The organism is Amycolatopsis sp. 2-15, from assembly GCF_030285625.1.
GTDB lineage: Bacteria > Actinomycetota > Actinomycetes > Mycobacteriales > Pseudonocardiaceae > Amycolatopsis > Amycolatopsis carbonis.
Genome location: NZ_CP127294.1, coordinates 1,752,896 through 1,779,674, shown reverse-complemented (window position 1 = coordinate 1,779,674; position 26,779 = coordinate 1,752,896). Strand labels below are relative to the sequence as shown.

The window sequence follows — 26,779 nt, the reverse complement described above, 5'->3', positions numbered from 1 at the left end:
GCGGACCGTCGGCGCGACCGGACACGCAGATGGAGGATCGGTGACCGACAAGTTCGACCAGCAGTACGCGACGTTCCTCGACCTGGTGGACACGGGCACCCCGGAGAGCGCGCTCAAGAGGATGGAGCTGGTCGGAGCTCCCGAGGACCTCCTGCAGCAGATCGCCGAACGACACGAGCAGGAGACGATCAGAGTCAGGGAGCGGGAAGAACCGCGAAGCGTCGTCGTCGACAACCGGCTTACCTGGTATACGGGTCCGCGGCCGAAGGACCGGTGCTGGCCGGCGCTGGAAGATCTGTTGCGGGACTCGGGCTGGTCGGACAAGAGTCTCGAAGACCTCGACGGCGCCTCGACCAAGGTGGTGTCGCTGCTGAGCCATCCGCGGGAGCGGACGTTTTCGACCAAGGGTCTGGTCGTCGGCTACGTCCAGTCGGGCAAGACCACCAACTTCACCGCCGTTGCGGCGAAAGCGGCTGACCGCGGCTACAAGCTCTTCATTGTCCTCGCCGGCATCCACAACGGTTTGCGCAGGCAGACTCAGCTTCGGCTCGTCGAGCAGCTGGTAAAGCCGAACCCCTCACGGTGGCACCAGCTAACCGACCCGGACAAGGACTTCACGCCACCCGCCAACGCCGCGTCCTACTTGGCCGACAGCAGCAAGCAGTACGTCCTGTGCGTGATCAAGAAGAACCCCCGAGTCCTCGAAAAGTTCTCGGCGTGGCTCGAAACGGCCTCGGAGTACTTGGCCGACTGTCCTGCATTGATCATCGACGACGAGGCCGACCAGGCCACGGTCGCCACCGAAACGATCAACCCGCTCATCATCGAGATCCTCGGCCGGCTACCGAAATCCGCGTACGTGGGCTACACCGCGACTCCGTTCGCGAACCTCCTGATCGATCCGTCGGCCCAGAACCTCTACCCCGAGCACTTCATCGTCAACCTGCCCAAACCGCAGGGACATTTCGGCACCGAGGTGCTGTTCGGCCGAGACGTGATGGACGGGGAAGACCCCGAGGACGTCTTCGACGGGTACGACATGATCCGCGAGGTCCCCGACTCCGAAGTGGACCTGGTGCGCCCGAGCTCGCGCGCCGACGCCGACGGCTTCCACCCGATCATCACAGAATCGCTGCGCACCGCGATCCGCTACTTCTGGCTCAGCACCGCTGCGCGCCGAATTCGCAAGACGGGCAACCCGCACTCCACGATGCTGGTGCACACCAGCGTCAACACCGCGGTCCACAACAGCTTCGAGCGCCCGCTGGCCAAGCTCCGCGACGAGAACGAAACGCTGCTCCGCGGGGGCGACACCCGGCTTCTCGACGAACTGCGCGAGCTCTGGGAGAAGGAAACTTCGAGGGTGCCGGCAGAATTGTTCGGCGAGCAGCAAGTACCGTTCGACGAGCTGGTGCCGCTGCTGCCCGGCGTGCTGCACGACTGCCGGATCATCATGGACAACTCGGGCAGCAAGGACCGTCTGGACTACGAGAACGGCTCGGTCGTCGCGATCGCGGTCGGCGGCAACACCCTCTCCCGAGGCCTCACGCTCGAGGGTCTGACCGTGAGTTTCTTCGTGCGTTCGGTGTCCGCGTACGACACGCTGCTGCAGATGGGGCGGTGGTTCGGCTTCCGCAACGGCTACGCCGATCTACCCCGGATCTGGATGACCGACGAGCTGCGCGACTGGTTCCGCCACATCGCGACGGTCGAGAGCGAGATGCGCCGTGACATCGACGTCTACATGGTCGAGGACAAGACGCCGACGACATTCGCCGTCCGCCTGCGCACTCACCCATCGTTGCGCGTGACGGCTGCCGCCAAGATGACCAACGCGGTGCCGTCCGCGTCGGCGTACGGCGGCAAGCGGGTTCAGACCCGGTACTTCCACACCGACCACGAGTGGCTTGCCACCAACCAGGCGGCAGCTCGTAAGCTGGTCGAGAAGGCCGCGCTGGAGGCCGGCCCCGACACGTCGGTGACCGACGGAAATCATCTTGTCCGCGGAGTTCCACACGACCTTGTGACCGATTTCCTCCGCGAGTACCAGTTCGACGCAAGGTCGCAGGAGTGCGACTCGAAGCTGCTGACCGAGTACATCGCCAAGCGCATCGGCAAGTCGGGGGCGCTGCGAAGGTGGAACATCGCACTGATCGGTGGGTCGGCGGGCAAGGGCTCTACCCCAAAGGCGTTCACTTTTGCCGACCACTTCACCGTTCGCATGGTCACCCGTTCAGCGTTGGAGGGCGACGACCCCACCTCTGTCGACATCAAGACGCTCATGAGCCGTCGAGACGCTGCAATCGATCTTGACACTTCGTCGGTACGTGGTGAGTTGACCGAGCAGATGATTTTTGCGCTCCGACTGCAGCAAAGCCCCGAGACCGCATTGCTGGCGCTCTACGCGATCGACAAGGACTCCCAGCCGAAGGAATCGAAGGCTGAAGCCCGCGTCCCTCGCCGCGCGCTGAACGCGGCGGCCGATGTCATCGGCGTCGGGCTCGTCTTCCCCGCGCCCTCGTCGACGGATTCGACGGTCGAGTGGCAGTACGTGGCCACGAACCTGTCGAAGGTCCGCATCGAAGAGGAAGACCTGAGCGCCCTCGACGCGGTGGACGACTGATGTCCGCACTGTTGCGGAAGGTCGTCGACGACCATTGGGAACACCTCGAAGAGAAGCACGTGTCCGGCCCGGAGCACGTGCGCACATCCGATCTCCCGGTGGCGACGCCGCTGGGCCCGGTACTCGCGGCCGTGGACCACGTGGGAAACCGCCATGTGCTCGTGCCGTTGACCGCGCACCAGCACGTCCGGCCGGACCGAGGTGGAGCTGCGCTGACGGTTCGCGAACGGCCGCTCGAGAACGGCGAAGTCTACGAGCGGTACGCCGATCTCGGTTGCCTCCGCAGGGATCTCGACGAGGTGTTCACCGGCCTCGTCGCCGACATCCTGGCCGCCGTCGAAGAAGCGCCCGAGCGACCGCTGAAAGCGCTCTACACGGTCCTGGCCCGGTGGCGGGCCCTGTTCCAGCATTCGCCGGCACCGCTGACCGCCGACCGGCTGGCAGGGCTATTCGGCGAACTCGTGGTGCTCAACGAGTTGCTCGCCGGAGAGAGCACGGCGGTCGACTTCTGGACGGGCCCCTCCGGCCACCGACACGACTTCCTGGTCGGGACGCAGGGCATCGAGGTGAAGACCTCCACCGCCACGACCGACCGGAAGGTCCGCATCCACGGCGTCGAGCAGCTCCTGCCCCCGCCGCACGGAGACCTCGACCTGGTGTGGGTCCGGCTCGAACGAGTTGCGGAGCAGGGTCGGACGATCGCCGATCTGGTCGAGGATGCGCGCCGGGCCGGCGACGACGACAACGCGCTGCTCTTCAAGCTCGCCGAAGCCGGCTACCGCCCGGCCGACGCGGACCTCTACCGGGAAGTGCACTTCACCGTTCGCGAACAACGCTGGTACGAGGTCGGCGAAGACTTCCCGCGCATTGACCCTTCGTCGGCGCCGGCGGGGATCTCCGATCTCGACTACACCCTCGACCTCGATCAACAGCAGCCGCAGGTCACGGACGACCCCGGCATCCGCGATCGGATCATTCGGATCACCCAGGAGAACAAGTGACCGAACCAGCCTGGCACTCCCAGACGTTCCCGCCCGAAGGCGCGAGCGCAGCCGAGGGGATCCGCAACCAGCTCGGCAGGCCCGAGCTGGACCTGCTGACGATCCTCGTGCGCGAGTCCGCCCAGAACAGCTGGGATGCGCGAACCGGCGACACCACGGTCGACTACCACCTCGACCTGAAGGTCGTGAGCCCGGCGCACGCGCCGGCGTGGCGGGAACTGCTCACCCGACGCGTCCCCGCCCACGAGAACCTGCCGCTCCGGCAGGCGATCTCGAGCCCGGCGATCCGCGTCCTGACGGTCTCGGACCGCGGAACGACCGGCCTGGGCGGCCCGACCCGCGCGGACAACGCGGTGGTCGAGAACCACGACTTCGTGTCCTTCATCCGGAACATCGGCGAGCCGCGGGACACAGAGCTCGGCGGCGGTACCTACGGCTTCGGCAAAGGTATCTTCTATCTCCTGAGCAAGCCCGGGACCGTGCTCGTCCACACGCGATGCAAGGTCCCGGGCGGGTTCGAGACGCGGTTGATGGGCTGTGCGCTCTGGAAGAGCTATGCGGAGGGCGAAGGTCTGTCCGGACGGCGGTACACCGGTCGCCACTGGTGGGGCGCTGCCTCTGCGGACGGCGTGGTCGAGCCACTCGTCGGTGCGGAAGCCGACGCCGTCGCGGAACGACTGGGGCTGCGCGCCTTCGGCAGTCAGGAGACCGGTACGACCGTCGTCGTCATCGACCCCGACCTCGGTGAGCGGGAAATCCAGGAGGCCGGGGAGTACCTCGCCGAGACGATCGCCTGGAACCTCTGGCCGAAGATGCTGACCGGATCCGACGGTGGCATTCCTCCGATGCGGTTCTCGGTGCAGTGCGACGGAATCACTGTGCCTGTCCCGGATCCCCGCGAGACCACGCCACTGGACATGTTCGTCGCGGCGCACGAGGCGATGCAGTCGGACGCGGACCACAAGGAACTGCGCTGCTACAACCCCAAGGCGAAGCTCGGCAACCTGGGGCTCGAGAAGCGCTTCGTTTCGCCGTTCGCCGAAACTCCGGCCGGTGTGGCCGCGGGCATCGGCAGCACCGTGCACCACGTCTGCCTGATGCGGACCGCGGAGTTGGTGGTCACCTATCACGCCGGTCCCAAGCCACCTGCGGAATACGTGTCGTACGCCGGTGTCTTCCGTGCCGACGCCGAGCTCGACAGCGCCTTCGCCGCCTCCGAACCGCCGACGCACGACGCCTGGCACTGGCAGTCCCTCGAAGGACGAGACAAGACTTTCGTCAAGACGACTTTCACGCGCATCAAGGAACACGTCGAAGAACTGATCGATGTGGACGGCCGTGTCAAGACAGGATCGTCCGAGATCGCTTTGGGCGCAGCCAGCCGCACCTTCTCGGACCTCGTCGCGGGCTCCTGGGGCATCGGCGGCGCGTCCGACTATCGACAGGAGTTCAAGCCGGTCGCTCCCGCCGCCGAGACCGGCGCCTCCCAGCGTTCCGGCGACCTGTTCGACTCCGGTGCAGGCGGAGACGCCGGGGCGAGCTCGACACAGGGTCCGGGCGTCGATCCTGAGCCCGGCTCGTCGAACGGACGGCGGCCCCGGGTGGAGTACCTCGATTCGCCGTCTTACGAGATCCGAGCCGGGCACCTCGTGTTGATCCAGGCGTTCCGGATCGCCACACCCGGCCTGCATCGGTGCGTCGCCGATCTCGGTGTCGCGTTGGCCGGCACCAGCAGTCGCGAAACTGATCCGCCGCGGGGAGCCGACGAACCGCAGTTCTTCGGTTGGGAAGGTCCGGACGGTGCGCTTCGCACCGAGCCGAGCCAAGTCCTCGAAGGCAGCGACGACGTATGGCGCGTCTTGGTCCGACCGGCACCGGACACGACTACCGAGATCACGGTGACCGCCCGGCGTGAGGAGGCGCTTCGATGAGCACCCAGGCTCCGCCGTACCGCACGGCACCGTATGGCTCGGTCGTTCCCGGACCGTGGCAGTGGCTCATCGACGACGTCCCGACTGAGTTGCCGGACGCCTTGCCGGACTGGGACTACCGGACGGACCTCTCGTTGCGGCAGTCGGTCACCGTCGACGTGGGTCTCGTGCGGCAGGCCACCGGCCTCCCGCCCTCGGCGAAGCTCACGCTGGCCATGGTCTGGACCGCATCCGGGTCAGGGCTGAAAGCCGCCGGTGACCGCATCACCCTTCCCGAGTCGGGTATCGCCAACGTGGAGCTCGGCGCGGTGCTGCAGGGAATCCAGCTCGGCGGCGTGCTCAAGCTGGAAACGACGTTGGTGCTCGCCGAATACTCCGAGGCCGGCGCCCTGGCCTCGCCCCGACGGGCCGGCTCCATCCTGTGGTCGAGTGACTACAGCACGCGCCTCCAGGGCGACGCACCGCTCTTCCCGATCGCTGTGGTCGATTTCTCCAAGACCCAGTACCCCCAAGGCGCCGGCTGGCACGTGGAAATCGGCGGTGACTTCGAGACGGCCACCATGGGCGCGCTGCTCCTGCTGGTGAACGAACGCAAACAGGTACTCGTCGACGCCCTGCGGAACGCGGCCAAGCCGCGGGCCGTGGATCGCGTGGTGCTCTCCACGGTCCACACTGACGTCGCACGCACGCTGATCGAATACGCGCTTCAGGACCAGGACTTCAGTCTGGAGGCCGACTACGGTGAGGAAAGCATCGGCAGCACGCTGCAGGCTCTCGTCGCGCGGTTCTTCCCCGGCCAGAGCGTGACCCACCTGCGCCGGACCCGGGACCAGTCACCGACCACGTTCGCCACCGAGCTGCAGCACGCCGTTCGGATCTTCGAGGAGTCCTGATGAGCGTCCTGTTCCCGCGCTTGCTGCCCCGCCAGGCGCAAGCGTTGTACGACCAGTACAAGTCGCTGACGATCGAGGAGCTCGAACAGCAGGTCGCGCTGCGCCACGACTCCGCCGTCTACGCCGCGACAGGCGGTGACCGCGTCCGGGAGAAGGACCTCGAGAAACTCCGTCAGACCATCGTCGTCGCGGCGCGCGAGGCGGGATTCCCGGGCCGATCGACGACGAACGATCGAACGGACTTCGATCGGAAAGTCGCGGAGCTGTTGCACCGGACGCTGGGGCTGGCGCCTGCGGAAGCAGCCGCACGGGACATCTGGGCGTTCCTCGCGCTCGTCGTGCTGCCGGACATCTCCTTCTGGCGGTTCGAGAAGCGGACCGACGAGCGTTTCTTGGCCAAAGACCTCACGCGGCATGTGTTCGGCCGCCTCTGGTGGCGTGCGCACCTGGTCCACGACCCCGACGGCGCCAAGCCGTACGCGGCCCTGAGAATCCTCGGAGAAGCTGCGTTCGACCAGATCTACGCGCGCCGGCGATCACTCGGCGGCAGCCCCCAGCTGGTGCGCTCGATCCTCCGGGTGTGGCACGAGATCGACACCGCCGGAGTGAACGAAACCGATCTGCTCAAGGACTTCCTCAAGCGCTTGCTCCGGCTCGGTGCCTTCATGTCCTTCGAGACTCTCGAAGACGAGCAACTCGCCATCGAAGTGCGCCGCGCCGCGCGCGATTCGCTCCACGCGTTCACCGCGGACCGCGGACCCCGACACGCGCTCAGTTGACGGCTACTCACCAGCTGGGCTTCGGGATGTCGAAGTAGCTCGAAAACCGCACCGCCGGCGCGTACTCGCCCTTGACCTTCACGCGGCCCGTCACGAACATCGCCGCGGGGGCGGAGGTGCCGGTGGCCATGCGGATGAAGTCGTCGACCGAGAGGGTGAGGGTGGTGTCCGGGGTGCGGGACAGGTCGGTGCTGGAGACGCACGCGCCGGATTCGATGACGGTTTGGAAGCGGTCGTAGCCGTCGGCGCCGGTGCCGCCGGAAAAGCGCCAGGAAACGACGAAGTCGACGTGGCGGGCGCGGTCGGCGCGGAAATGCTCGGACATTCTGCGGAAAATTTCGTCGAGGAAGACCGCGCGTAACTCGGGGTGGTCGGCGAGCGCTTTGAGTTGGTCGCGGGAGGCGCGGTGGACGACGTCGACCAGGGCCTGGGTGGTCAGGCTGCTCAGTTCGATGCCGGCGCCCGCGTTTCCGAGCATGTGCAAGGTTTCCAGGACCTGCACGAACTGCGCGGGCGTGAGCTTGCCGACGTCCAGCTTGCGGGCGAAGCCGTTGACCGCGTGCCCCTCGGAGGCGGCGGAACGGGAACGCGAGAATCGGGACACGAAAACGGAGTCTAACGGCTCAGGCGGGCTTCGGGAGGTCGAAATAGCCGATCAAGCCGGCCCCGAATGCGAGGTCGCCTTTCACCTTGATTTTGCCCGTCACGAACAGCACCGCCGGGGTCGCCTGGTGTGTGATGAGGCGGAAGAAGTCGACCGGGGACAAGGTAATCGTGACGCGGGGGCGGGCGCCTTCGACCGTTCGCGAGACCGTGCACGAGCCGCCGGAGATGGCGGTGGCGTAGCGGTCGTAGCCGGCGGCGCCGGCGCCGCCGGAGAGGCGCCAGTGGACGACAGCGTCGAGCGAGCGGGCGCGGTCCTCGCGGAGGTGCGCGCCCATGCGGGCGAAGATCTCGTCGAGGAGGCGTTCGCGCAGGGGGCGCGAGGCGACGACGGCCTCCAGCTGCGCCCGGGAGGCCCGCGAGACGAGCGTGGCGAAGCGGGTCGGGTCGACCTTGGCCAGCGAGAACGCCGGGGAGTCTTCCGACAGGCGCAGGAGCGATTCCAGCAGCCGGCGGAAGTCATCACGGCCGAGTTCGCGGGGGTCGATGGCGTCGGCGACGTTGTTGACGTCGAGGCCGTCGAGCGCGACGCGGTCGAGGGCGTCGAGCAGGGCGGCGCCGCGCAAGCCGGCCACGTCAGAACCGTCTGCCATCACAAGCCCCTTCCGTGATCTTCCAGCAAAGGCTACCCATGAGTAGGTAAGCGGGCAAGCACGCGCCGACCACGGCGGCAGGTACCGTCTCCTGCTGGCGAGAGGGAGGTCGGAGAGTGCCCGACGAAGATCAGCGCCCGCCCGAGCGGGCCCGGCGGCTGCCGCGCGCGGTGCGTGAGCGGCAGATCCTGGACGCCGCCGTGCGCGTGTTCTCCCGCCACGGCTACCACGCGGCCTCGATGGACGAGATCTCCGAAGTCGCCGGCGTCTCCAAGCCGATGATCTACACCTACCTCGGCTCGAAGGAAGACCTCTTCGGCAAGAGCATCCAACGCGAGGCGACGCGCCTGCTCGAGGCCATCCAGGCGGGCGTCCAGCCGGATCTCCCGCCTGACATGCAGCTTTGGCACGGGCTGCGGTCGTTCTACCGCTTCGTCGCCGAGTACCGCGAGTCGTGGACGGTGCTGCACCGCCAAGCGCTGACGGTCGGCGGCACGTTCGCCGCGGAGATCACGGCGATGCGCGGGCGGGCGATCGAGCTGGTCGCCGCGCTGGTGGTGTCCGCGGGAACGCGGAAGGGGCTCGGGGAGCAGGCCGAGTTCTCGGGCGCCGGGTTGGCCGCCGCGCTGGTCGGTGCGGCGGAATCGCTGGCCGACTGGGCGCTGGACCACCCGGAGATCTCCGACGGCGTGCTGGCGTCATGGCTGATGAACCTCGTGTGGCTGGGGTTCAACGACCTGGTCGAAGGCCAGGTCTGGAAACCGCTGCCGGAAACGAACTCAGAGAGCTGAGACCACGCCGTCCAAGTGCGGCTTGGGTTTCCGGGTATTCCACAGCTCGAAAGCCCACCCCTGATCCGTCGGCCAGGCGGTGAAGGCCGCGCGGGCCGGCAGGAGCACCGGCTGCTTGAAGCGGACGTCCACCGTGTACGCGTCGGGCAGGCGGCCCTCGAAGGACGCCAGGGCGTGGGCCTTCGTCCACATGCCGTGGGCGATGGCGCGGGGGAAGCCGAACAGGCGCGCGGTGAGCGGGTGCAGGTGGATGGGGTTGCGGTCGCCCGAGACGTCGGCGTAGCGGCGGCCGGTGTCGCCCGGGACGGTCCACACGGCGGTCGGCGTCGGGGGGACCAAGGCGGCACGCACTCCCGTGGAACCAGCAGAACCACCGCGGCGCAGATAAGTCGACACCTCCGACCACACCAGCTCCGTGCCGACCCAGAGCTCGCTCACCATGTCGAACTGCCGGCCCTTCTCGTGCGGCCGCAAGTTCTCCGCCCGTACGCGCGTGGAGAACGTCTCGCCCAGGGACAACGGGCGCCGGGCCGTGATCGAGTTCGCCACGTGCACCAAGCCCAGCAGCGGGAACGGGAACCCGGGCTCCGTCATCAACGCCATCTGCAGCCCGAACACCAGCATGTGCGGGTAGGTCGCGGGCAGCACATCCGAATACCGGAACCCGCACACCTCCGCGTACGCAGCGACGTGTGCAGAGGAAACCGTGACCGACGGCCGCACCAGCTCCGTGTCCGGCAGCGTCGAGCCGCCGCCGCGGCGCAGCAGAGCCTTCGGGTACAGCGTCGCCAGGCTGGGTGCGCTGGTCAGCTCGCGAACGGACATCGTCACGCCCCCAGCAGGGCCTGGCCGCACACGCGGACCACGTTGCCGTTGACCGCGGCCGACGCCGGGTTGGCGTACCAGGCGATCGTCTCGGCGACGTCGACCGGCAGGCCGCCCTGGCCGAGGCTCGAGAGGCGTCGCCCGGCTTCGCGGATGAACAGCGGGACGGCGGCGGTCATCTTGGTCTCGATGAAACCCGGCGCGACGGCGTTGATCGTGCCGCCGTACTCCGCGAGCTGTGGCGCGCCGACGTTGACCATGCCGATCACGCCGGCCTTCGACGTCGCGTAGTTCGTCTGGCCGACGTTGCCGGCGATGCCCGCGATCGACGAAACGCCGATGATGCGGCCGTTTTCGCGCAGGACCTTGTCGGCCAGCAGCTTGTCGTTCACCGCGAGCTGCGCGGCGAGGTTCACGGTGAGCACGGCGTCCCAGCCGCCCTCGGTCAGGTTGCCGAGGGTTTTGTCGCGCGTGATGCCGGCGTTGTGCACGACGACGTCGACGCCGCCGTGGCGCGTGGTGAGGTACTCGGCGAGCTTGGCCGGCGCGTCGGCCGCCGTGATGTCCAGCTGCAGTGCCGAACCGCCGACGCGATTGGCCACTGTGGACAGCTCCGCGCCCTGCGCCGGGATGTCCAGGGCGACGACGTGGGCGCCGTCGCGGGCGAGCGTCTCCGCGATGGCCTCACCGATGCCGCGCGACGCGCCGGTGACCAGCGCGACCTTGCCGTCCAACGGCTTTTCCCAGTTCGACGGGGCCGCGGCGGAAGTGCCGTGGGTGCCGACGTGGATCACCTGCGCGTCGACGAACGCCGACTTCGCCGACAGCAGGAACCGCACCGTCGACTCGGCCGCGGCTTCGGCGCCTTCGGCCACGTAGACGAGCTGCGCCGTCGCGCCGCGCTTCAGCTCCTTGCCGACGGAGCGGACGAAGCCCTCCAGCGCCCGTTGCGCGATCCGCTCGCGGCCCTCGACCAGCTCGGGCGGCGTGCCGAACACGACGACCCGGCCCGACGGCCCGACCTTGCGAATCACCGGGTGGAAGAAGCGGTAGACCTCGCGCAGATCGGTGGGGTCCTTGATGCCGGTGGCGTCGAAGACGAGGGCGGCGTGGCGTTCTCCCGCGACTTCGAGGACCTCGATCCCCGCCGCGGAGAGCTGACTCTTCAGGGTCTTTTCGAGCCGTCCGCCCGGCGCGGCGCCGAGGAGTGCGGGACCCTCGAGTGCGGGCTGGCCGGCGCGGTAGCGACGCAGCGTGGCGGGGGTGGGCAGGCCGAGCTTCGGCACCACGAACTTCCCCACCGGGGTTTTCGTGAACTGCTGGTACCTGTCAGCCATCGAGCGCCTCCCGTGCCGTCTGCGTCACGTCGCAGTCTAACCTACTCGCTAGTAGGTTACAGTGTGAAAGGGACGACTCAGAGAGGTGGACGCCATGGCGACCAGGAAAACCGCCGCGGTCCGCAAGGTCGCGATCATCGGTGGCAACCGCATCCCCTTCGCGCGGTCGAACGGCCCGTACGCGAAGGCGTCGAACCAGGACATGTTCACCGCCGCGCTCGACGGCCTGGTAAGCCGCTTCGCGCTGCAGGACGAGGTGATCGGCGAGGTCGCCGCGGGCGCGGTGCTCAAGCACTCCAAGGACTTCAACCTCGCACGCGAGAGCGTGCTCGGCAGCCGGCTTTCCGCCGCGACCCCCGCGTCCGACGTCCAGATGGCGTGCGGCACGGGGTTGCAGGCCGTGATCAACGTGGCGCACAAGATCTCGCTGGGGGAGATCGACTCCGCCATCGCGGGTGGCGTGGACACGACGAGTGACGCTCCGCTGGCCGTGAACGCCGACCTGCGCAAGATCCTCGTGCAGCTCAACTCCGCGAAGACGCTGGGCGACCGGCTCAAGCTCCTCACGAAGCTGCGGCCGGGCCAGATCGTGCCCGAGATCCCGCGCAACGCCGAGCCGCGCACCGCTCTGTCGATGGGTGAGCACGCGGCGCAAACGGCGAAGGTCTGGGACGTCACGCGCGAGGCGCAGGACGAGCTCGCCGCCGCCAGCCACCAGCACCTCGCCGCCGCGTACGACCGCGGTTTCTTCGACGACCTCGTGACGCCGTTCCTCAAGCTGGCCAAGGACCAGAACCTGCGGCCGGATTCCAGCGTCGAGAAGCTCGCCAAGCTCAAGCCCGTCTACGGCGGCGCCGACGGCACCATGACGGCCGGCAACTCGACGCCGCTGACCGACGGCGCGTCGACCGTGCTGCTCGCGACGGACGAGTGGGCGAAGGCGCACAACCTGCCCGTGCAGGCGTACCTGACGTTCTCGCAGACGGCGGCCGTCGACTACGTCCACGGCGCCGAGGGGCTGCTGATGGCGCCCGCGTATGCAGTGCCGCGGATGCTGGAGCGCGCGGGACTTTCCTTGCAGGACTTCGACTTCTACGAGATCCACGAGGCGTTCGCGTCGCAGGTGTTGGCAACGTTGAAGGCGTGGGAGGACCCGGCGTTCACCAAGGAGAAGCTGGGTCTCGACACGCCGCTGGGCTCGATCGACCGCGCGAAGCTGAACGTCAACGGCTCGTCGCTCGCCGCCGGGCACCCGTTCGCCGCGACGGGCGGTCGGATCGTGGCGACACTGGCGAAGCTGTTGCACGAGAAGGGATCCGGGCGTGGTCTGATCTCGATCTGTGCGGCCGGGGGCCAGGGTGTGACGGCGATTCTGGAGAAGTGAACCCGGGCCCCCGGATCCGCTGTTCAGCTGAGCTGCTTTTCGGCCTTCTTGCTGAGCTTTTCGGCTTGCTTGCCGGCCTTCTTCGCGGCACGGCGGGCGCGCCAGCCGAGCGACGGCTTGCCCGCCGTGTCGCCAGCGGCCAGCAGCAGACCGCCGGCGATGCCCGCGTTCTTGAGAAACTGCACCTGCTGCGCCTGCCGCTCGACGGGGTCCTTGATCTCCCAGAACCGGTGCGCGGCGGCCGTCGTGGGCACGAGCGTGCCCAGCAGCGCGAGCGACGCCAGCCGCGGCGCCTTGCCCGACGCGAGCGCGAGGCCGGCGCCGATCTTCACAGCGGCGTCGATGCGGACGAGCGTCGCGGGGTCACGCGGCACCTGCTCGGGGACGAGACCCTCGACCTTGTCGAACGTCTCGGTGAGGAACGGCTCGATCGCCTTCGCGTGCCCTCGGGTGTCGCGGAGCATGCCGATACCGCCGTAGATGAACATCGACGCGAGCAGTGGACGGGCCACCCGGCGCAGTATCACGGTCGTCGCCTTTCCTGCGAGGTCTTCGGTGCTGGTCGAACCTACAACCGGGATTCCCCGCCGGCCGGTCGCCGAACCGCGCTAGCTTTGCCTAGGTGTCTATCGTGTTTTTACTAGATTTACTTAGAGGGCTTTAGCGGCTCTGGTGACTGTGGCGGCTCTGGTCACTCTGAAGCTTGACTTTGACGCTGCGTCAACTTCTACCGTTGACGGCATGGAGTGGTCGATCCAGGACATCGCCCGAGCGGCGGGCACGACGAGCCGGACGCTGCGGCACTACGACGCCGTCGGCCTGCTCGCGCCCAGCCGCATCGGCGGCAACGGCTACCGCTACTACGACTCCGCCGCCCTGGTGCGGCTCCAGCGGATCCTGTTGCTGCGCGAACTCGGCCTGGGGCTGCCCGCCATCGCCTCCGTCCTCGACGGTGAACGCGACAACGTTGTCGCTTTGTCGACACACCTCGCGTTGCTGGAACAGGAGCGGGCGCGGATCGGGCGGCAGATCGACTCCGTGCGGACCACGTTGAGGAAATTGGAGGGAGGTGAACCACTCATGGCGGAGGAAGTTTTCGACGGCTTCGATCACACGGTGCACGAGGCTGAGGTGACCTCGCGTTGGGGCGCTTCGGCTTACCGCACTGGTGATCAGTGGTGGCGGTCGTTGTCGGCCTCGGAACGTGCGGCGCACCAGCGGGAGCAGGGCGACATCGCGGCTGCTTTCGGGGCGGCGCGGGCTGCGGGGTTGCCGGTTGAGTCTGCCGAGGTGCAGGCCGTCGTGGGCCGGCTCCACGCCTGGTTGCGGCCGGCGGTGAAGACGGTGACGCGCGGGTACTTCGTGGGGTTGGGGCAGTTGTATGTCGACGATCCGCGGTATGGGACCTACGACGCTGATTTCGGCCCCGGCACCGCGGAGTTCATCCGGGACGCGATGCGGATCTACGCAGAACGGAACCTTACGGAGTAGTGCGGCGTCGTAGTGCAGCGGAGTGAGCGCTGGGGGTGGGGATGGTCGGGGCTGCAGACCCGCCCATCCCTCTGGCTTGGGTTGTTCGGTGTGGGTTGGCGAGTGGTCCAGTCGTGCCTGTCGGACTGGCACCAACGGTCCCTTCGCGACAGGTCCAGTGGTGCCCTCGGGCCCGGCGCGAACGGTCCACTCGCGCGGCGCTGTGCCCGCGAACGGTCCACTCGCGCGCCGGGATAGGGGCGAATAGTCCAGTCGTCCCGAGCGACCGGGCACGAACAGTCCATTAGCGCCCGCAGCTGGGAGCGAAGAGTCCGTTCGCGCGGCGGAACCGGTGCACAAGGACCGGTCGCGCAGCGGCGCGGGCGCGAAGAGTCCACTCGCGCATCACACCCGGCGAGAGGAGCCCGTCGGGGACGGCACCGTGCGAACGGCCCAGTCGCACGCGGCTTGGTGTGAGCGGTCCGTTCGCATAGCGGAGCCGGGGCAACGGGACCGATCGCGGAGTCCGGCAGGGGTGAGGGGACCGGCCGTGGGGCGCGCAAAAGCCAAAGCGCAGCGACACGCGCTAGCGGGATATGGCGCAATATCGGGCCCACGCTAGATAGCCCGATACGGTGGCAGAGTGGACCCCATCCGCAATCCGTTCGCGCCCGGGGCCGGGCAGCGGCCGCCCGAGTTGGCGGGGCGGGAGCGTGAGCTGGGGGCGTTCGAGGTGGTCCTGGAGCGCGTCGCGAGGGGGCGGCCGGAGCGGAGTCTGGTGTTGACCGGGCTGCGGGGGGTCGGCAAGACCGTGTTGCTGGGGGAGCTGCGGTCGATGGCCATCCGACACGGGTGGGGCGCCGGGAAGATCGAGGCGCGGCCGGATGCGGAGCTCAGGAGGCCGTTGTCGGCCGCGTTGCACAGGGCGATTCGGGATCTCGCGGTCAGGCACCGGGCGCCGGATCGGGTTGAAGAGGTTCTGGGGGTGCTGAAGGCGTTCGCGTTGAAGGCGAACAAGGCCGATGCGAAGCTGAGGGACCGGTGGCAGCCGGGGATCGAGGCGCCGGCCGCGCAGGGGCGGGCCGATTCCGGGGACATCGAGATCGACCTGGTGGAGCTGTTCACCGACGTCGCTGAGCTCGCGGCCGATGTGGGCACCGGCGTGGCGCTCCTGATCGACGAGATCCAGGACCTGCAGCCCGACGACGTTTCGGCTCTGTGCGCCGCGTGCCATGAGCTGTCGCAGTCCGGGGCGCCGCTCGTGGTGGTCGGGGCGGGGCTGCCGCACGTGCCGGCCGTGCTGAGCGCGTCGAAGTCTTATTCGGAACGGCTGTTCCGCTACGCGCGCATCGATCGTCTCAGCCGTGCGGACGCCGACTTCGCCGTGATGGCGCCGATCGAACGCGAGGAAGCCGGCATCGAGCCCGAGGCGCTCGACGCGCTGTTCGACGCGTCCGGCGGGTACCCGTACTTCATCCAGGCCTACGGCAAAGCCGCGTGGGACGCCGCGCCCTCGGACCCGATCACGGTGAAGGACGTGCAGGTCGCGGCGCCCGAGGCGGAGTCCGAGCTGGCCGTGGGGTTCTTCGGCTCGCGCTACGAACGCGCGACGCCCGCCGAGCGCGAGTACCTGCTCGCGATGGCCGAGCTGACGCAAGGCCGCGACGAGGCCGCCGGGACCGCCGACGTGGCCGTTTACCTGGGGCGCAAGCCCTCCTCGCTGTCGCCGGCGCGCGACAGCCTCATGAAGAAGGGCCTGGTCTACTCCGCCGAACGCGGGCAGATCGCCTTCACGGTGCCCCACTTCGGGCACTACCTGCTCGGCCGCGACTGAGCGCCGCCTTCCGTTCGCTACCGCTCTATGACGCTGCCTAGCGTTTTCTAGCAATAAAGCTATAGATATAGATACACCGCTAGCCCGTTACCTCAAAGTGACCCGGGACACGCGATCTGTCCGGCGTAAACCAGGGTTCTGCCGATGATTCATCGGCAAGTAAGCCACGTCACCGCTGATTCGTTGGCATCCTTGTGAAAAAAGGCGCATACTAGAGACACAACCACCGAGAACCTCCAAAGGGGATGCAGAAACAATGAGCAACATCGCCGCCAAGCTCCGTGCTCGTCGCGCCGAGGCTCGTACTCGCCGGGCACTGAACCGGGCGATCGACACCGCGGCCACCTCGACGGTGCGCCAGGAGCTCATCGCCCTCGCCCAGGCGCGTCAGCCGTTCATGCGCTGACCCAGCCGCAACTGGTTAGTGGGTCACTCACATGAGTGACCTAGACCACAAAGAGCTGTGGGTGTAACGCCGCGCGTCGCGGCATCGATACCCACTACGACCCCGTGATGCTGGCGGACCCCCGACCTGGCAGCATCACGGGGTTTCCATATGTCTGGACCTTTTGTCCGATTCGGCAAAGCCCTTGCGCGAGCCAGCTTGCGGCGCGATGCTTGACTCCGTCAACGAGTTTGTTGAGGTGGTCAATGAACGACGTGAGCCTGGCGGAGCGCGTTGCCACCGTGCGCGCGTTCAACCGCCTGTACACCGGGGTGATCGGCGTCCTCGACGAAGGACCGGCCAACGCCGAGTACTCGCTGAGTGAAGCGCGGGTGCTGTTCGAGGTCGCCCAACAAACCGAGCTCCACGTGAGTGACCTGCGAAAACGCCTTGATCTCGACGGCGGCTACGCGAGCAGGCTGCTCAGCCGGCTCGAAAGCCGCGGCCTGGTCGTCCGGGAACGCAGCGGCGAAGACGCCCGCCGCCAGATCGTCCGCCTGACCGGTGCCGGCCGCGAAGCGTTCGCCGACCTCGACAGCCGCTCGGTCCGCCAGATCGGCGGCCTCCTCGAACGTTTCCCCGACGAAGACCAGCGCCGCCTGCTCGGCGCGATGGGGACCATCACGCAGCTCGTCGGTGAGAAACCCGCCGACCCCACGCTCGTGTTACGCACCCCGCGACCGGGTGACCTCGGCTGGGTGGTCCACCGCCACGGCACCCTCTACGCGCGCGAGTACGGCCTCGACGAACGCTTCGAAGCCCTCGTCGCCCGCGTGGTCGCCGATTTCGCCGACCACCGTGACGACCCGCGCCAGTCCGCCTGGATCGCGGAGCTCGCCGGCGAACGCGTCGGCAGCATCTTCTGCATGCCCAGCGCGGACGAACGCACCGCCAAACTGCGCCTCCTGCTGCTCGAACCGGCCGCGCGCGGCCACGGTGTCGGCAAACGGCTCGTGCACGAGTGCGTCGAGTTCGCCCGCGGCCGCGGCTACGCGGCCATGGAGCTGTGGACGCTCTCGGCCCTCGACGCCGCCCGCGGCATCTACCGCAGCGCCGGGTTCAGGCTGGAACGCGAGGAACCCACCCGCGAGTTCGGCCCGCCGGTCACCGGCGAGATCTGGCGGATGGAGCTCTAGATGTTCGTTGTCTACTGCGCAGTCTGCGACCGCCGCACCCTGCTCGGCGTCGACGAGGTCGAGTGGGTCGAGAACCTCACGCGCGGCGTGATCTCCGTGTCCGGCCACTGCCCGCGCGGCCACGACGTGGTGCTCCTGACCGGCGACGCGTTCACCCCGCACGAGGACCCGCGCTACTTCGGGCCGGCGCCGCGCATCTGGACGAAGCCGATGAACAAGCTGCGCGCCTGGCTGCGCGGCCACTTCGAGGTGAGCCGCGACCTGCCCGGCCCGTTCTACCGCTTCTGACGCCCCATCAGGAAGAACTCCGGGTTCGGCTTCAACGCGGTGAGGTGCGCCAGCCGGTTCGACATCGCGAACAGCGCCGTGATCGCGCCGACGTCCCAGATCTCGTCCTCGGTCAGCCCCGCGTCGCGCGCCGCCTCGAGGTCGGCCTCGCCGAACAGCGCGGAATCCTGCGCGAGCGCCAGCGCGAGGTCGACGATCGCCCGGCCGCGCTCATCCAGCTCCACCTGCCACGGGTTCGCGGCGACCCGGTCGGACAGCTCCGGGTCCTTTGTGCGGATCCGCAGGATCGCCCCGTGCGCGACGATGCAGTAGGTGCAGTGGTTCGCCCCCGACGTCGCGACGACGACCAGCTCGCGCTCCGCCTTCGTCAGCCCGTCTTCGCGCTCCATCAACGCGTCGTGGTAGTCCATGAACGCCCGCAGCTCCGCCGGCCGGTGGCCCAGCGCGCGGAAGATGTTCGGCGTGAAACCGGATTTCTCCGCGATCGCGCCCACGCGGTCACGCAGGTCTTCGGGCAGGTCTTCGAGTTCGGTCACGGGGAACCGGCTGTCGCTCATACCCTCACGGTAACGGGAAATCTGCCACCCGCGGCACCGCGCGTTCACCCGGGTGGAGTTTGCTTACCCCGTGAACTGGACCGCATACGTGGACGGTTACTGCGAACGCCTCGCGCCCGGGCTGTGGGGCGAGCCGCTGAACGACCTCACCAACCTGGCGTTCCTCGTGTCCGCCCTCGCGGTGTGGTGGCGCGCCGACGGGCGGCGGGCCGGGCGGACGCTCGCGGTGCTCGTCGGGCTCGTGTTCCTGGCCAGCACGGTGTTCCACCTGCTCGCGACGCGCTGGGGCGGGGCCGCCGACTCCGGCTTCATCCTCGTGTTCGTGCTCTACTACGCCGCGAAGTTCCCCCAGGTTTTCCTGGGTGTGAGGCCGAAATGGTCCTGGCTCGCGGCGCCCGCGTTCGTGGTGCTCACGGCCGCGCTGGCGGCGCTCGGCGGCGGGCTGTACCTGCCGGCGTTGATCGGGCTGGCGGTGTTCGCGGGCGTGCTCGCGTATGCGCGCGACCCGTATTGGACGCACTTCGCGGTGGCGGGCGCGGTGTTCGCGCTGTCGCTGGCGTTCCGCACCATCGACCGTGTCGTGTGCGGGGACTTCCCCATCGGCACGCATTTCCTGTGGCACCTGCTCAACGCCGTGGTGCTCTACGTGGTGTCGAACGCGATGATCGGCAAAGAGAAAGCCCCCGCACCGAACCCGGTGCGGGGGCCGTCCACAGTGGGCTAAACCGCAGAACTCAGTGCACGCCGATCGGCCGCAGGTTCTTGTCGTGCTCGTCCGCGTGGTAGTCCTCCGGCTGGGTCTCGTCGACGCCGGGGTTCCACTTCGCCGCGTGCGCGATGGCCGAGACGATCACGGCGACCAGCACGTTGGCGATCAGCGCCACGAAGCCCGGGTAGATCTGCACCGTCGCCAGGCCGGTGCCCGACAACGGGTGCCAGCCGAAGATCGACAGGTTGCCCATCGCGAGCGCCGAGCCGCCGAAGTGCAGCTTTCCGTTGGCGGGGTTGGGGATTCCGTACAGCATGATCAGACCCCAGCCCATGCCCACGACCCAGCCGGCGATGAGGCCGGCCTTGTGCAGCCACCGCGTGTACAGCGCGAGCGCGACGGCCGGCAGCGTCTGCAGGATCAGCACGCCGCCGATGAGCTGCAGGTCGATGGAGAACTGCGGGTCGATCAGGATGATCACCAGCACCGCGCCGAGCTTCACGATCAGCGACGCGAGCTTGGCCTGCTTGGCTTCCTGCTTGGGCGTCGCGTTCTTGCGGATGTACTCCTTGTAGATGTTGCGCGTCCACAGGTTCGCCGCGGCGATCGACATGATCGCGGCCGGCACCAGCGCGCCGATGCCGATCGCGGCGAACGCGATGCCGGCGAACCAGTGCGCGAACTGCGAGTCGAACAGCAGCGGGACGATGGTGTTGCCGTCGGGCTTGCCGGTGGCGTTGTTGGTCAGCGGCTTCACGCCGGCGCTGATGGCGACGTACCCGAGCAGCGCCAGCAGGCCGAGCACCAGCGAATACGCGGGCAGGGCGACCATGTTGCGCTTGATCACGTTGCGGCCGCGCGAGGCGAGCACGCTCGTGAGCGAGTGCGGGTAGAGGAACAGCGCGAGCGCCGAGCCCAGGGCCAGCGTGGCGTACTGCAGCTGGTTGGCCGATGTCAGCAAGATCGAGCCCGCCGGCTTGCCCGTGGCCGGGTTCGGCTTCGCGAGCGTGGTGGCCGCCTGGTTGAAGATGTGGTCCCAGCCGCCGAGCTTCGAAGGCAGGTACACGATCGCCACGATGATCACGATGTAGATCAGGATGTCCTTGACGAACGCGATCAGTGCGGGCGCGCGCAGACCCGACTGGTACGTGTACAGCGCCAGGATCAGGAACGCGACCAGCAGCGGCAGGTGCCCGACGATGCCGGAGCCGTTGATGCCCATCGTGCGCAGCACGGCCTCGAGGCCCACCAGCTGCAGCGCGATGTACGGCATGGTCGCGACGATGCCGGTGACGGCGATGAGGAACGCGAGCGTCGGCGAACCGAAGCGGCCGCGCACGAAGTCGGCCGGCGTCACGTAGCCGCGCGAGCGGCTGACGGACCACATGCGCAGCGCCGGCAGCAGCACGATCGGGTAGACGACGATCGTGTAGGGCAGCGCGTACATGCCGAGCGCGCCGGCGCTGAACACCAGCGCGGGCACGGCGACGAACGTGTACGCCGTGTAGAGGTCACCGCCGAGCAGGAACCACGTGATCCACGCGCCGAACTTGCGGCCGCCGAGGCCCCACTCGTCGAGGTGGTCGAGGTTCGCGCCGGCCTTCCAGCGCGACGCGACGAACCCGAGCACGGTGACGAGCGCGAAGAGGATGATGAAGATGGTCAGCTGGACCCACTGGATGGTCATCGGCTCTCACCCTCGTCGAGGTCGTCCACGCTCAGCTTGTCCGGCTCGTCGGTGGTCGGCTCCTTGCGGGTCGCCCAGTAGACGATGCCGGTGCACAGCACGCCGGCGGCGACGAACACGAGCTGGAACCAGTAGAAGAACGGCATTCCGAAGAGCCGGGGACCGTCGAAGTTGAACAACGGCGTGACCAGGATCAACAGCGGGACGATCAGCAACAGGTTCCACGGGCTGAACTGGAACCCGCGCACCCGCCCGTCCGGTTTTGTTGTGGACATCGGGACCTCACCTAACACTCACGCAACACGCGACGGGCCTGACCCTAGAACTTCGGCCACACGGCCGTCACGTGAACGGGACAACGATTTGATCAGCCCAGGTCAACGGCTTGGGAACGGTCTTCGGGGCAGTTTCCAGGGCACTTGCGCCGACGCGGTCAATCCGGCCTTCGGGGAGGAAGTGTCCGGATCCGAGCTGTGGACAACCTCGTGGACAGCTGCCTGGGGGCGGTTTCGGTGTTGGTCTAGGGGCTGTGGGCGGCCGCCTCGGCGTCGCCCAGGTGTTGTGGTTGCGTCGCCCGCGGCGGTTTCCACACCTTGTGCACAGAGTTGTCCACAGGCGGTGGACAACTTTCGACTAGACTGCGGGGCATGGTTCGGGTGCCGTTGACGGACGAAGAGCGCTCCCGCGGTGAGCGCCTCGGGGTGGCGCTGCGCGCGGCCCGCGCGAGCCGCAGCATGGTCGACGTCGCGGCGGAAGCCGGGATCTCGGTGGAAACGCTGCGGAAGATCGAGACCGGGCGCATCCCGACGCCGGCGTTCTTCACGGTCGCGGCGATCGCCGACGCGGTGGGGGTGCCGCTGGACGTGCTGCGGACGGCGTGCGAGGACCCCGAAGCGGACCCGGCGTTCAAGATGTCCCAGGCCAGTTAGGCGCGCAGCTTCGCCAGGATGTGGTCCCGGTCGTTGATGAACGCGCACGCGCGCACCGGGAGGTCGAAGGAGTTCAGGAGCTTCTCGAGGTCCGAGGTCTCGTCCGGGTTGAGCGGCACGTCGGCGATGGTGATGTGGGCGGCGAGGGTGTCGGTGAGCTCTTCCCATTCGCCGGCCCACTGCAGCGTGCGGTAGTGGGCCAGGTCCTCGGGCGGGAGGCGGTCGGACAGCAGGTCGAGCAGGCTGTCGGTGAAGTAGCTGATGCGATTCTCGGCGCGGTCGGCCACCGTGGGGTTCGCGGGGTCGCGCGCGGTGTCCGGGTTGCGGGTCACGCCGTCGCCGGCGACGGGGTATCCCGTGTGGACAAAGCCTTCCGGGTCGACCAGCACCACGACCTGCACGCCGTAGCGTTCGCCGACGCAGCGCCAGCGGCCGTTGTACTGCCGGGTGCGGGGTTCGCTCGGATCGTTGGCGACGTCCTTGATGACCGCGATGATCTGCTCGTCGCTCCAGCCGGATGGGAACTCGCTGGTTGCCCGGCGGCCGGTGCCCGGAGCGTGTCCACCGCCCACGTCAGCTCCTCTCGTCCGGTGGGAGCCTAACCCGCCGGGCGCGGGTCAGCCGAGCAGTGCGAGGGCCGCGATTCCGAGCACCAGGAGGTCGGGTCCGCGGAAGAGCTGGCGGGCGAGGTTGGCGGGCAGCGGACCGGCTGGGGTGTCGACGAATCCGGCGCTGCTGTAGTCGACGGGCTTGCGTGTGACCGTGCGCAACACCGACAGCACAGCCAGTGCGACGGTCACCCACGACAGCGCGTCGACGGACGTGCCGAGCGCCGCGAGCGCGGCCGCGAGCAACGCCGACCACACGACGGCGACGACGGTGAGCACCACACCGTGGGCGACGACGAGCTCGGAATCCGTGGAGCCGAGCCAACGCCGGCGACCAGGGTTGCGCCACAGCACGCCGAGGCCGGCGCCGAACGGGGTCAGCGCGACGTAACCCCCGAGGCCGACGAGCACCGAGCCCGGCAGCGTCGGCACAGCCACGTGCCCCACCGCGACGGCGAGCGCGACGAGCAGCAGCATCCCCGCGTAGCGCGAACGCCCGGCGATGCCCGCGACGGCCAGCCTGAGTGGCGTCGGCCGGCCCAGCGACCACCGGCCCGACGCCGTGGCCTCGGGCAGCATCATCATCGGGTCGAGGAACGTGACGGCGACCGAGCGCAGCACGCGCGCGTTCCAGCCGTCCAGCAGGATCGCGCGGCCCGCGCGGGTGACCGGCTCGCCGCCGAACGACAACGCGACGGCGCACAACAGGATGCCGCCGCCCGCGTACTGCACCGCGATGGGCCCGAGGTCCGCGCCCGCGATCACGATGCCCAGCACGGCCAGCAGCACCGGCCCGGCGGTGTCGACGCGCAACGCCGTGCGCCGCGCGGTGGCGAACACGAGGACCGCACTGCTCACGACCAGGGCGAGCGCCGCGCGCCACAGGTCCAGCGAGCTGCCGCCCACGGCCAGCATCAGCCCGGCGAGGTAGGCGACGACGATCACGAAACCCGTCAGCCCGCCCGCCAGCCGGCTCGCCACCACGCGGCGGCGGTCTACGCGGGCGAAGTCCAGCCAGGTGAGTTCGGCCGGTTCGGTCCAGACGAAGCCCCGCCTGAGCAGGCTTCGCCAGCCGACCGCGCAGCAGAGCGTGACCAGGCCGAGCACGGCGGGGTAGTCCACAGGGGACGGTCCGAAAAGGACTCGGTGCCACGCGTCGGTGCGGAAGAACGCGGTGAAGAGGAAGCCGACACCGAAGATCAGGACGAAGGTGGCGCTGTCGCCGCTGAAGATCCCACCGAAGCGCTTCCGGCCGGGCACGCGGAGGCGGGTACCGAGGGCTACCACGGAAGGGCCCCGCTTTCGGCCGTGTCAACGCTTGCCCGCGCTCGCTCAGCTGTGCGGCGGGGCGGGACGATGAGAGTGGTGGGGTCGCTGAACTGTCGGCCGCGGAGCCGGTGGGAGTGGGCGGCGGCGGAAGCCGACGCACCGACAGCACCGCGCCCGGTAACGACCTGCCTGGCAAGCGCAGCCGCGTAGTCCGGCCTCGATGCGGTCGGCAGAGCAAGGCGACGCCGCGGCAGGTGGGGCACCGCAGTGCGGCGCGAGGCTGCGGTTCCGGCGGCCGGGGGCACCACAGCTCGCGGACGCTGTCGGCCGCGGAGCCGGTGGCAGTGGGTGCCGGCCGAAGCCGACGCACCGACCGCACCGCGCCCGGCAACGACTCGCCCGGCGAGCGCAGTCGCGAGGCGCGAGGCCGCGTGCCAGAGGGACTGGGTCACCACAGTTCGAGGACGCTGTCGGCCGCGTCGAGGAGGGGTTGGTGGTGGGTGGCGACCACGACGGCGGCGCCGGAGGAGGTGGAGCGTTTGATGAGGTCCACGAGCCAGTCCTTGCCCGCGGTGTCGAGGGCACGTTCGGGTTCGTCGAGGAGCAGGACCTTGTGCGGGCGGGCCGTGACGCCGAGGAGCAGGAGGCGGCGGCGCTGGCCGGCGGAGAAGTGGCCGGCGGTGACGCGCGCGCGGTCGGCGAGGCCGGCGTCGGCGAGCAGTGCGTCGAAGTCGCCCAGATCGACACCGAAGGAGCCGGCCAGGAGTTCCAGGTGCTGCATCGGCGTGAGCTCCGCGAAGAAGTCGGAGTCGTCGAACAGCACGGAGACCTTGCGGCGGAAGGCGACGCTGCGTTCGTCGGGCTTCTCGCCGTCGATGTGGACGCGGCCGCGCTGGGGTTCCTGCATGCCGTACAGACAGCGGAGCAGGGTGGACTTGCCGACGCCGTTGGGGCCGACGAGCACGGCGCACTCACCGGGGTCGACGGAGAAGTCCAGGTCGTCGAGCAGCCACAGGTCGCCGGCCTTCACGCCGAGGCCGCGGGCGTCGATGATCATCGGCGGGACCACCGTTGCGCGAAGGCTTGCATGCGGCTCACGCTACCGGGCACCCCCGACGATCTTGGGGCCACCGCAGCACGAAGGGGACGTTCGCACCACAACGGTGCGAACGTCCCCTTCGGACAGAACGTCAGCTGAGGCGCTGGGCCAGCGCGTCGAGCTCGTCACGCAGCGAGGTGGGGACCTCGCCGATCTTCTCGAACCACTCCTCGATCAGCGGCAGCTCCGCGCGCCACTCCTCGGGGTCCACAGCCAGCGCGGCCTCGATGTCGGCAGCCGGCTCGGTGAGGCCCTCGGTGTCGAGGTCCTCGGCGCGCGGCACGAAGCCGATCGGCGTCTCCACGGCGTTGCCCTTGCCCTCGACGCGCTCGAGCACCCACTTGAGCACGCGCGAGTTCTCGCCGAAGCCCGGCCACAGGAAACGGCCGTCGTCGCCGCGGCGGAACCAGTTGACGTAGAAGATCTTCGGCAGCTTGTTGGCGTCGGCGTTCTTGCCCAGCGTCAGCCAGTGCTTGAAGTAGTCACCCGCGTGGTAGCCGAGGAACGGCAGCATCGCCATCGGGTCGCGGCGCACGTTGCCCACCGCGCCGGCCGCGGCCGCCGTGGTCTCCGACGACATCGTGGCGCCCATGAACACGCCGTGCTGCCAGTCGCGAGCCTCGTTCACCAGCGGCACCGTGGTCTTGCGACGGCCGCCGAACAGGATGGCCGAGATCGGCACGCCCTGCGGGTCGTCCCACTCCGGCGCGAGGATCGGGCACTGCGACATCGGCGTGCAGTAGCGCGAGTTCGGGTGCGCGGCCTTCTCCTCGGACGCCGGCGTCCAGTCCTGGTGCTTCCACGACGTGGCGTGCTCGGGCGTGTTCTCCATGCCCTCCCACCAGATGTCACCGTCGTCGGTCAGGGCGACGTTCGTGAAGACCGTGTTGCCCTTCTCGATGGTGCGCATGGCGTTCGGGTTGGTGTGCCAGTCGGTGCCCGGCGCGACGCCGAAGAAGCCGAACTCCGGGTTCACGGCGTAGAGACGGCCGTCTTCACCGAAGCGCATCCACGCGATGTCGTCGCCGAGGGTCTCGGCGCGCCAGCCCGGGATGGTCGGCTGCAGCATCGCGAGGTTGGTCTTGCCGCAGGCGCTCGGGAACGCCGCCGCGACGTAGTGGACCTTGTCCTCCGGCGAGATCAGCTTGAGGATCAGCATGTGCTCGGCGAGCCAGCCCTCGTCGCGCGCCATGACCGAGGCGATGCGCAGCGAGTAGCACTTCTTGCCCAGCAAGGAGTTGCCGCCGTAACCCGAGCCGTAGCTCCAGATCGCGCGCTCCTCGGGGAAGTGCGAGATGTACTTGGTGTCGTTGCAGGGCCAGGCGACGTCCTGCTGGCCCGGCTCGAGCGGCGCGCCCACGGAGTGCAGCGCCGGCACGAAGTCGCGCTCGGTGCCGTCGGGGTTGATGAACTTGTCCAGCGCCGCCTTGCCCGCGCGGGTCATCACGCGCATCGATGCCACGACGTAGGCGAAGTCGGTGATTTCCAGACCCAGCTTGGGGTTCTCGTCGGAGAGCGGACCCATGCAGAACGGGATGACGTACATCGTGCGGCCCCGCATGCACCCGCGGTACAGCTCGGTCATCGTGGCCTTCATCTCGGCGGGCGCGACCCAGTGGTTCGTGGGGCCGGCGTCCTCCTCACGCTGCGAGCAGATGAAGGTCCGATCCTCGACACGAGCGACGTCGCCCGGGTCGGAAGTGGCCCAGTAGGAGTTCGGCTTGGCCTTCAGCTTCACGAAGGTCCCGGCCTCGACCAGCTCGTCGTTGATCTTCGCGGCCTCTTCGTCGGACCCGTCGACCCACACCACGCGGTCCGGGGTGGTCAGCTCGGCGACCTCCCGGACCCAGGACAGCACGCCACTGTGCGTCGTCGGCGCATTGTCCAGTCCGGGGATGGCGACTGCGGTCATCTCTACTCCTGACTTC

26 protein-coding genes are annotated in these 26,779 nt (G+C 68.6%); 14 read left to right on the top strand and 12 right to left on the bottom strand.

The features are described from left to right. The first annotated feature begins 40 nt into the window (after nt 1–40). The 5 genes from QRX50_RS08775 to QRX50_RS08755 are packed head-to-tail and all read left to right on the top strand — an operon-like array spanning nt 41 to nt 7,227. Nucleotides 41–2,623 carry a Z1 domain-containing protein gene (locus QRX50_RS08775; RefSeq protein WP_285971455.1) on the top strand — a complete coding sequence of 861 codons (2,583 nt, stop codon included), beginning with the start codon at nt 41–43 and terminating at the stop codon, nt 2,621–2,623. Next, nucleotides 2,623–3,624, top strand: coding sequence for a PD-(D/E)XK motif protein (locus QRX50_RS08770; RefSeq protein ID WP_285971454.1), 1,002 nt, complete (start codon nt 2,623–2,625; stop codon nt 3,622–3,624). Before QRX50_RS08775 ends, QRX50_RS08770 begins: the two co-directional genes overlap by 1 nt. After that, nucleotides 3,621–5,555 (top strand): hypothetical protein, encoded by a 1,935-nt coding sequence (locus QRX50_RS08765; protein ID WP_285971453.1) that lies wholly within the window; start codon nt 3,621–3,623, stop codon nt 5,553–5,555. The genes QRX50_RS08770 and QRX50_RS08765 overlap by 4 nt, the downstream gene beginning before the upstream one ends. Continuing rightward, a complete protein-coding gene (locus tag QRX50_RS08760; RefSeq protein ID WP_285971452.1) occupies nt 5,552–6,448 on the top strand; it encodes a hypothetical protein in 897 nt (298 codons plus the stop codon). Before QRX50_RS08765 ends, QRX50_RS08760 begins: the two co-directional genes overlap by 4 nt. Beyond that, complete coding sequence (locus QRX50_RS08755) at nt 6,448–7,227, top strand: DUF6339 family protein (RefSeq protein WP_285971451.1); 780 nt, start codon at nt 6,448–6,450, stop codon at nt 7,225–7,227. The genes QRX50_RS08760 and QRX50_RS08755 overlap by 1 nt, the downstream gene beginning before the upstream one ends. A gap of 7 nt (nt 7,228–7,234) precedes the next feature. Here the strand turns inward: QRX50_RS08755 and QRX50_RS08750 are convergent, their stop codons facing one another. Both QRX50_RS08750 and QRX50_RS08745 read right to left on the bottom strand, forming a co-directional pair. Beyond that, nucleotides 7,235–7,831 (bottom strand): SCP2 sterol-binding domain-containing protein, encoded by a 597-nt coding sequence (locus QRX50_RS08750; protein ID WP_285971450.1) that lies wholly within the window; start codon nt 7,829–7,831, stop codon nt 7,235–7,237. A gap of 19 nt (nt 7,832–7,850) precedes the next feature. Further along, complete coding sequence (locus QRX50_RS08745; protein WP_285971449.1) at nt 7,851–8,483, bottom strand: SCP2 sterol-binding domain-containing protein; 633 nt, start codon at nt 8,481–8,483, stop codon at nt 7,851–7,853. 116 nt (nt 8,484–8,599) lie between these two features. Between QRX50_RS08745 and QRX50_RS08740 the strand changes: the two genes are divergently transcribed. Continuing rightward, nucleotides 8,600–9,274, top strand: coding sequence for a TetR/AcrR family transcriptional regulator (locus QRX50_RS08740; RefSeq protein WP_285971448.1), 675 nt, complete (start codon nt 8,600–8,602; stop codon nt 9,272–9,274). On the opposite strand, the gene QRX50_RS08735 is transcribed toward QRX50_RS08740, so the two are convergent. Together QRX50_RS08735 and QRX50_RS08730 are read right to left on the bottom strand one after the other, a co-directional pair. Then, nucleotides 9,263–10,099 carry a MaoC family dehydratase gene (locus tag QRX50_RS08735; RefSeq protein WP_285974399.1) on the bottom strand — a complete coding sequence of 279 codons (837 nt, stop codon included), beginning with the start codon at nt 10,097–10,099 and terminating at the stop codon, nt 9,263–9,265. The two genes, QRX50_RS08740 and QRX50_RS08735, sit on opposite strands and share 12 nt — an antisense overlap. Nucleotides 10,100–10,101: 2 nt before the next feature. Beyond that, nucleotides 10,102–11,436 carry a 3-oxoacyl-ACP reductase gene (locus QRX50_RS08730; RefSeq protein WP_285971447.1) on the bottom strand — a complete coding sequence of 445 codons (1,335 nt, stop codon included), beginning with the start codon at nt 11,434–11,436 and terminating at the stop codon, nt 10,102–10,104. 94 nt (nt 11,437–11,530) lie between these two features. On the opposite strand from QRX50_RS08730, the gene QRX50_RS08725 reads away from it, so the two are divergent. After that, entirely contained in the window at nt 11,531–12,820 is a 1,290-nt protein-coding gene (locus tag QRX50_RS08725) for an acetyl-CoA C-acetyltransferase (protein ID WP_285971446.1), read from the top strand. Nucleotides 12,821–12,843: 23 nt separating this feature from the next. On the opposite strand, the gene QRX50_RS08720 is transcribed toward QRX50_RS08725, so the two are convergent. Continuing rightward, entirely contained in the window at nt 12,844–13,347 is a 504-nt protein-coding gene (locus QRX50_RS08720) for a DoxX family protein (RefSeq protein ID WP_285971445.1), read from the bottom strand. 214 nt (nt 13,348–13,561) lie between these two features. On the opposite strand from QRX50_RS08720, the gene QRX50_RS08715 reads away from it, so the two are divergent. The 5 genes from QRX50_RS08715 to QRX50_RS08695 all read left to right on the top strand — a co-directional run bounded on the left by QRX50_RS08715 (nt 13,562) and on the right by QRX50_RS08695 (nt 17,993). Beyond that, complete coding sequence (locus QRX50_RS08715) at nt 13,562–14,311, top strand: MerR family transcriptional regulator (RefSeq protein WP_285971444.1); 750 nt, start codon at nt 13,562–13,564, stop codon at nt 14,309–14,311. 622 nt (nt 14,312–14,933) lie between these two features. Next, nucleotides 14,934–16,124 carry an ATP-binding protein gene (locus QRX50_RS08710; RefSeq protein ID WP_285971443.1) on the top strand — a complete coding sequence of 397 codons (1,191 nt, stop codon included), beginning with the start codon at nt 14,934–14,936 and terminating at the stop codon, nt 16,122–16,124. A 256-nt stretch (nt 16,125–16,380) separates the two neighbouring features. Further along, nucleotides 16,381–16,530 carry a hypothetical protein gene (locus tag QRX50_RS08705; protein WP_162836041.1) on the top strand — a complete coding sequence of 50 codons (150 nt, stop codon included), beginning with the start codon at nt 16,381–16,383 and terminating at the stop codon, nt 16,528–16,530. A 245-nt stretch (nt 16,531–16,775) separates the two neighbouring features. Beyond that, the gene (locus QRX50_RS08700; protein ID WP_285971442.1) at nt 16,776–17,705 is read left to right on the top strand and encodes a bifunctional helix-turn-helix transcriptional regulator/GNAT family N-acetyltransferase; all 930 of its coding nucleotides are present in this window, start codon (nt 16,776–16,778) and stop codon (nt 17,703–17,705) included. Continuing rightward, nucleotides 17,706–17,993, top strand: coding sequence for a hypothetical protein (locus QRX50_RS08695; RefSeq protein ID WP_285971441.1), 288 nt, complete (start codon nt 17,706–17,708; stop codon nt 17,991–17,993). On the opposite strand, the gene QRX50_RS08690 is transcribed toward QRX50_RS08695, so the two are convergent. After that, entirely contained in the window at nt 17,981–18,550 is a 570-nt protein-coding gene (locus QRX50_RS08690; protein WP_285971440.1) for a peroxidase-related enzyme, read from the bottom strand. The genes QRX50_RS08695 and QRX50_RS08690 overlap by 13 nt on opposite strands. A gap of 70 nt (nt 18,551–18,620) precedes the next feature. Between QRX50_RS08690 and QRX50_RS08685 the strand changes: the two genes are divergently transcribed. Beyond that, nucleotides 18,621–19,274 carry a hypothetical protein gene (locus QRX50_RS08685; RefSeq protein ID WP_285971439.1) on the top strand — a complete coding sequence of 218 codons (654 nt, stop codon included), beginning with the start codon at nt 18,621–18,623 and terminating at the stop codon, nt 19,272–19,274. Between the two features lie 10 nt (nt 19,275–19,284). Here the strand turns inward: QRX50_RS08685 and mctP are convergent, their stop codons facing one another. Together mctP and QRX50_RS08675 are read right to left on the bottom strand one after the other, a co-directional pair. After that, entirely contained in the window at nt 19,285–20,946 is a 1,662-nt protein-coding gene (gene mctP, locus QRX50_RS08680; RefSeq protein WP_285971438.1) for a monocarboxylate uptake permease MctP, read from the bottom strand. Then, entirely contained in the window at nt 20,943–21,221 is a 279-nt protein-coding gene (locus tag QRX50_RS08675; protein WP_285971437.1) for a DUF3311 domain-containing protein, read from the bottom strand. Before QRX50_RS08675 ends, mctP begins: the two co-directional genes overlap by 4 nt. Before the next feature lie 372 nt (nt 21,222–21,593). Between QRX50_RS08675 and QRX50_RS08670 the strand changes: the two genes are divergently transcribed. Continuing rightward, complete coding sequence (locus QRX50_RS08670; protein WP_285971436.1) at nt 21,594–21,875, top strand: helix-turn-helix domain-containing protein; 282 nt, start codon at nt 21,594–21,596, stop codon at nt 21,873–21,875. Here the strand turns inward: QRX50_RS08670 and QRX50_RS08665 are convergent. From QRX50_RS08665 to QRX50_RS08650, 4 genes are all read right to left on the bottom strand, one after another. Continuing rightward, on the bottom strand, nt 21,872–22,447 hold the full coding sequence (locus tag QRX50_RS08665) for an EndoU domain-containing protein (protein ID WP_285971435.1): 576 nt from the start codon (nt 22,445–22,447) through the stop codon (nt 21,872–21,874). The two genes, QRX50_RS08670 and QRX50_RS08665, sit on opposite strands and share 4 nt — an antisense overlap. A 45-nt stretch (nt 22,448–22,492) precedes the next feature. Next, nucleotides 22,493–23,743, bottom strand: a complete 1,251-nt coding sequence (locus QRX50_RS08660) for a DUF6297 family protein (RefSeq protein WP_285971434.1) — start codon at nt 23,741–23,743, stop codon at nt 22,493–22,495. Between the two features lie 457 nt (nt 23,744–24,200). Further along, on the bottom strand, nt 24,201–24,806 hold the full coding sequence (locus tag QRX50_RS08655) for an ABC transporter ATP-binding protein (RefSeq protein WP_220247255.1): 606 nt from the start codon (nt 24,804–24,806) through the stop codon (nt 24,201–24,203). 136 nt (nt 24,807–24,942) lie between these two features. Further along, nucleotides 24,943–26,763, bottom strand: coding sequence for a phosphoenolpyruvate carboxykinase (GTP) (locus QRX50_RS08650; protein WP_285971433.1), 1,821 nt, complete (start codon nt 26,761–26,763; stop codon nt 24,943–24,945). Nucleotides 26,764–26,779: the final 16 nt, after the last annotated feature.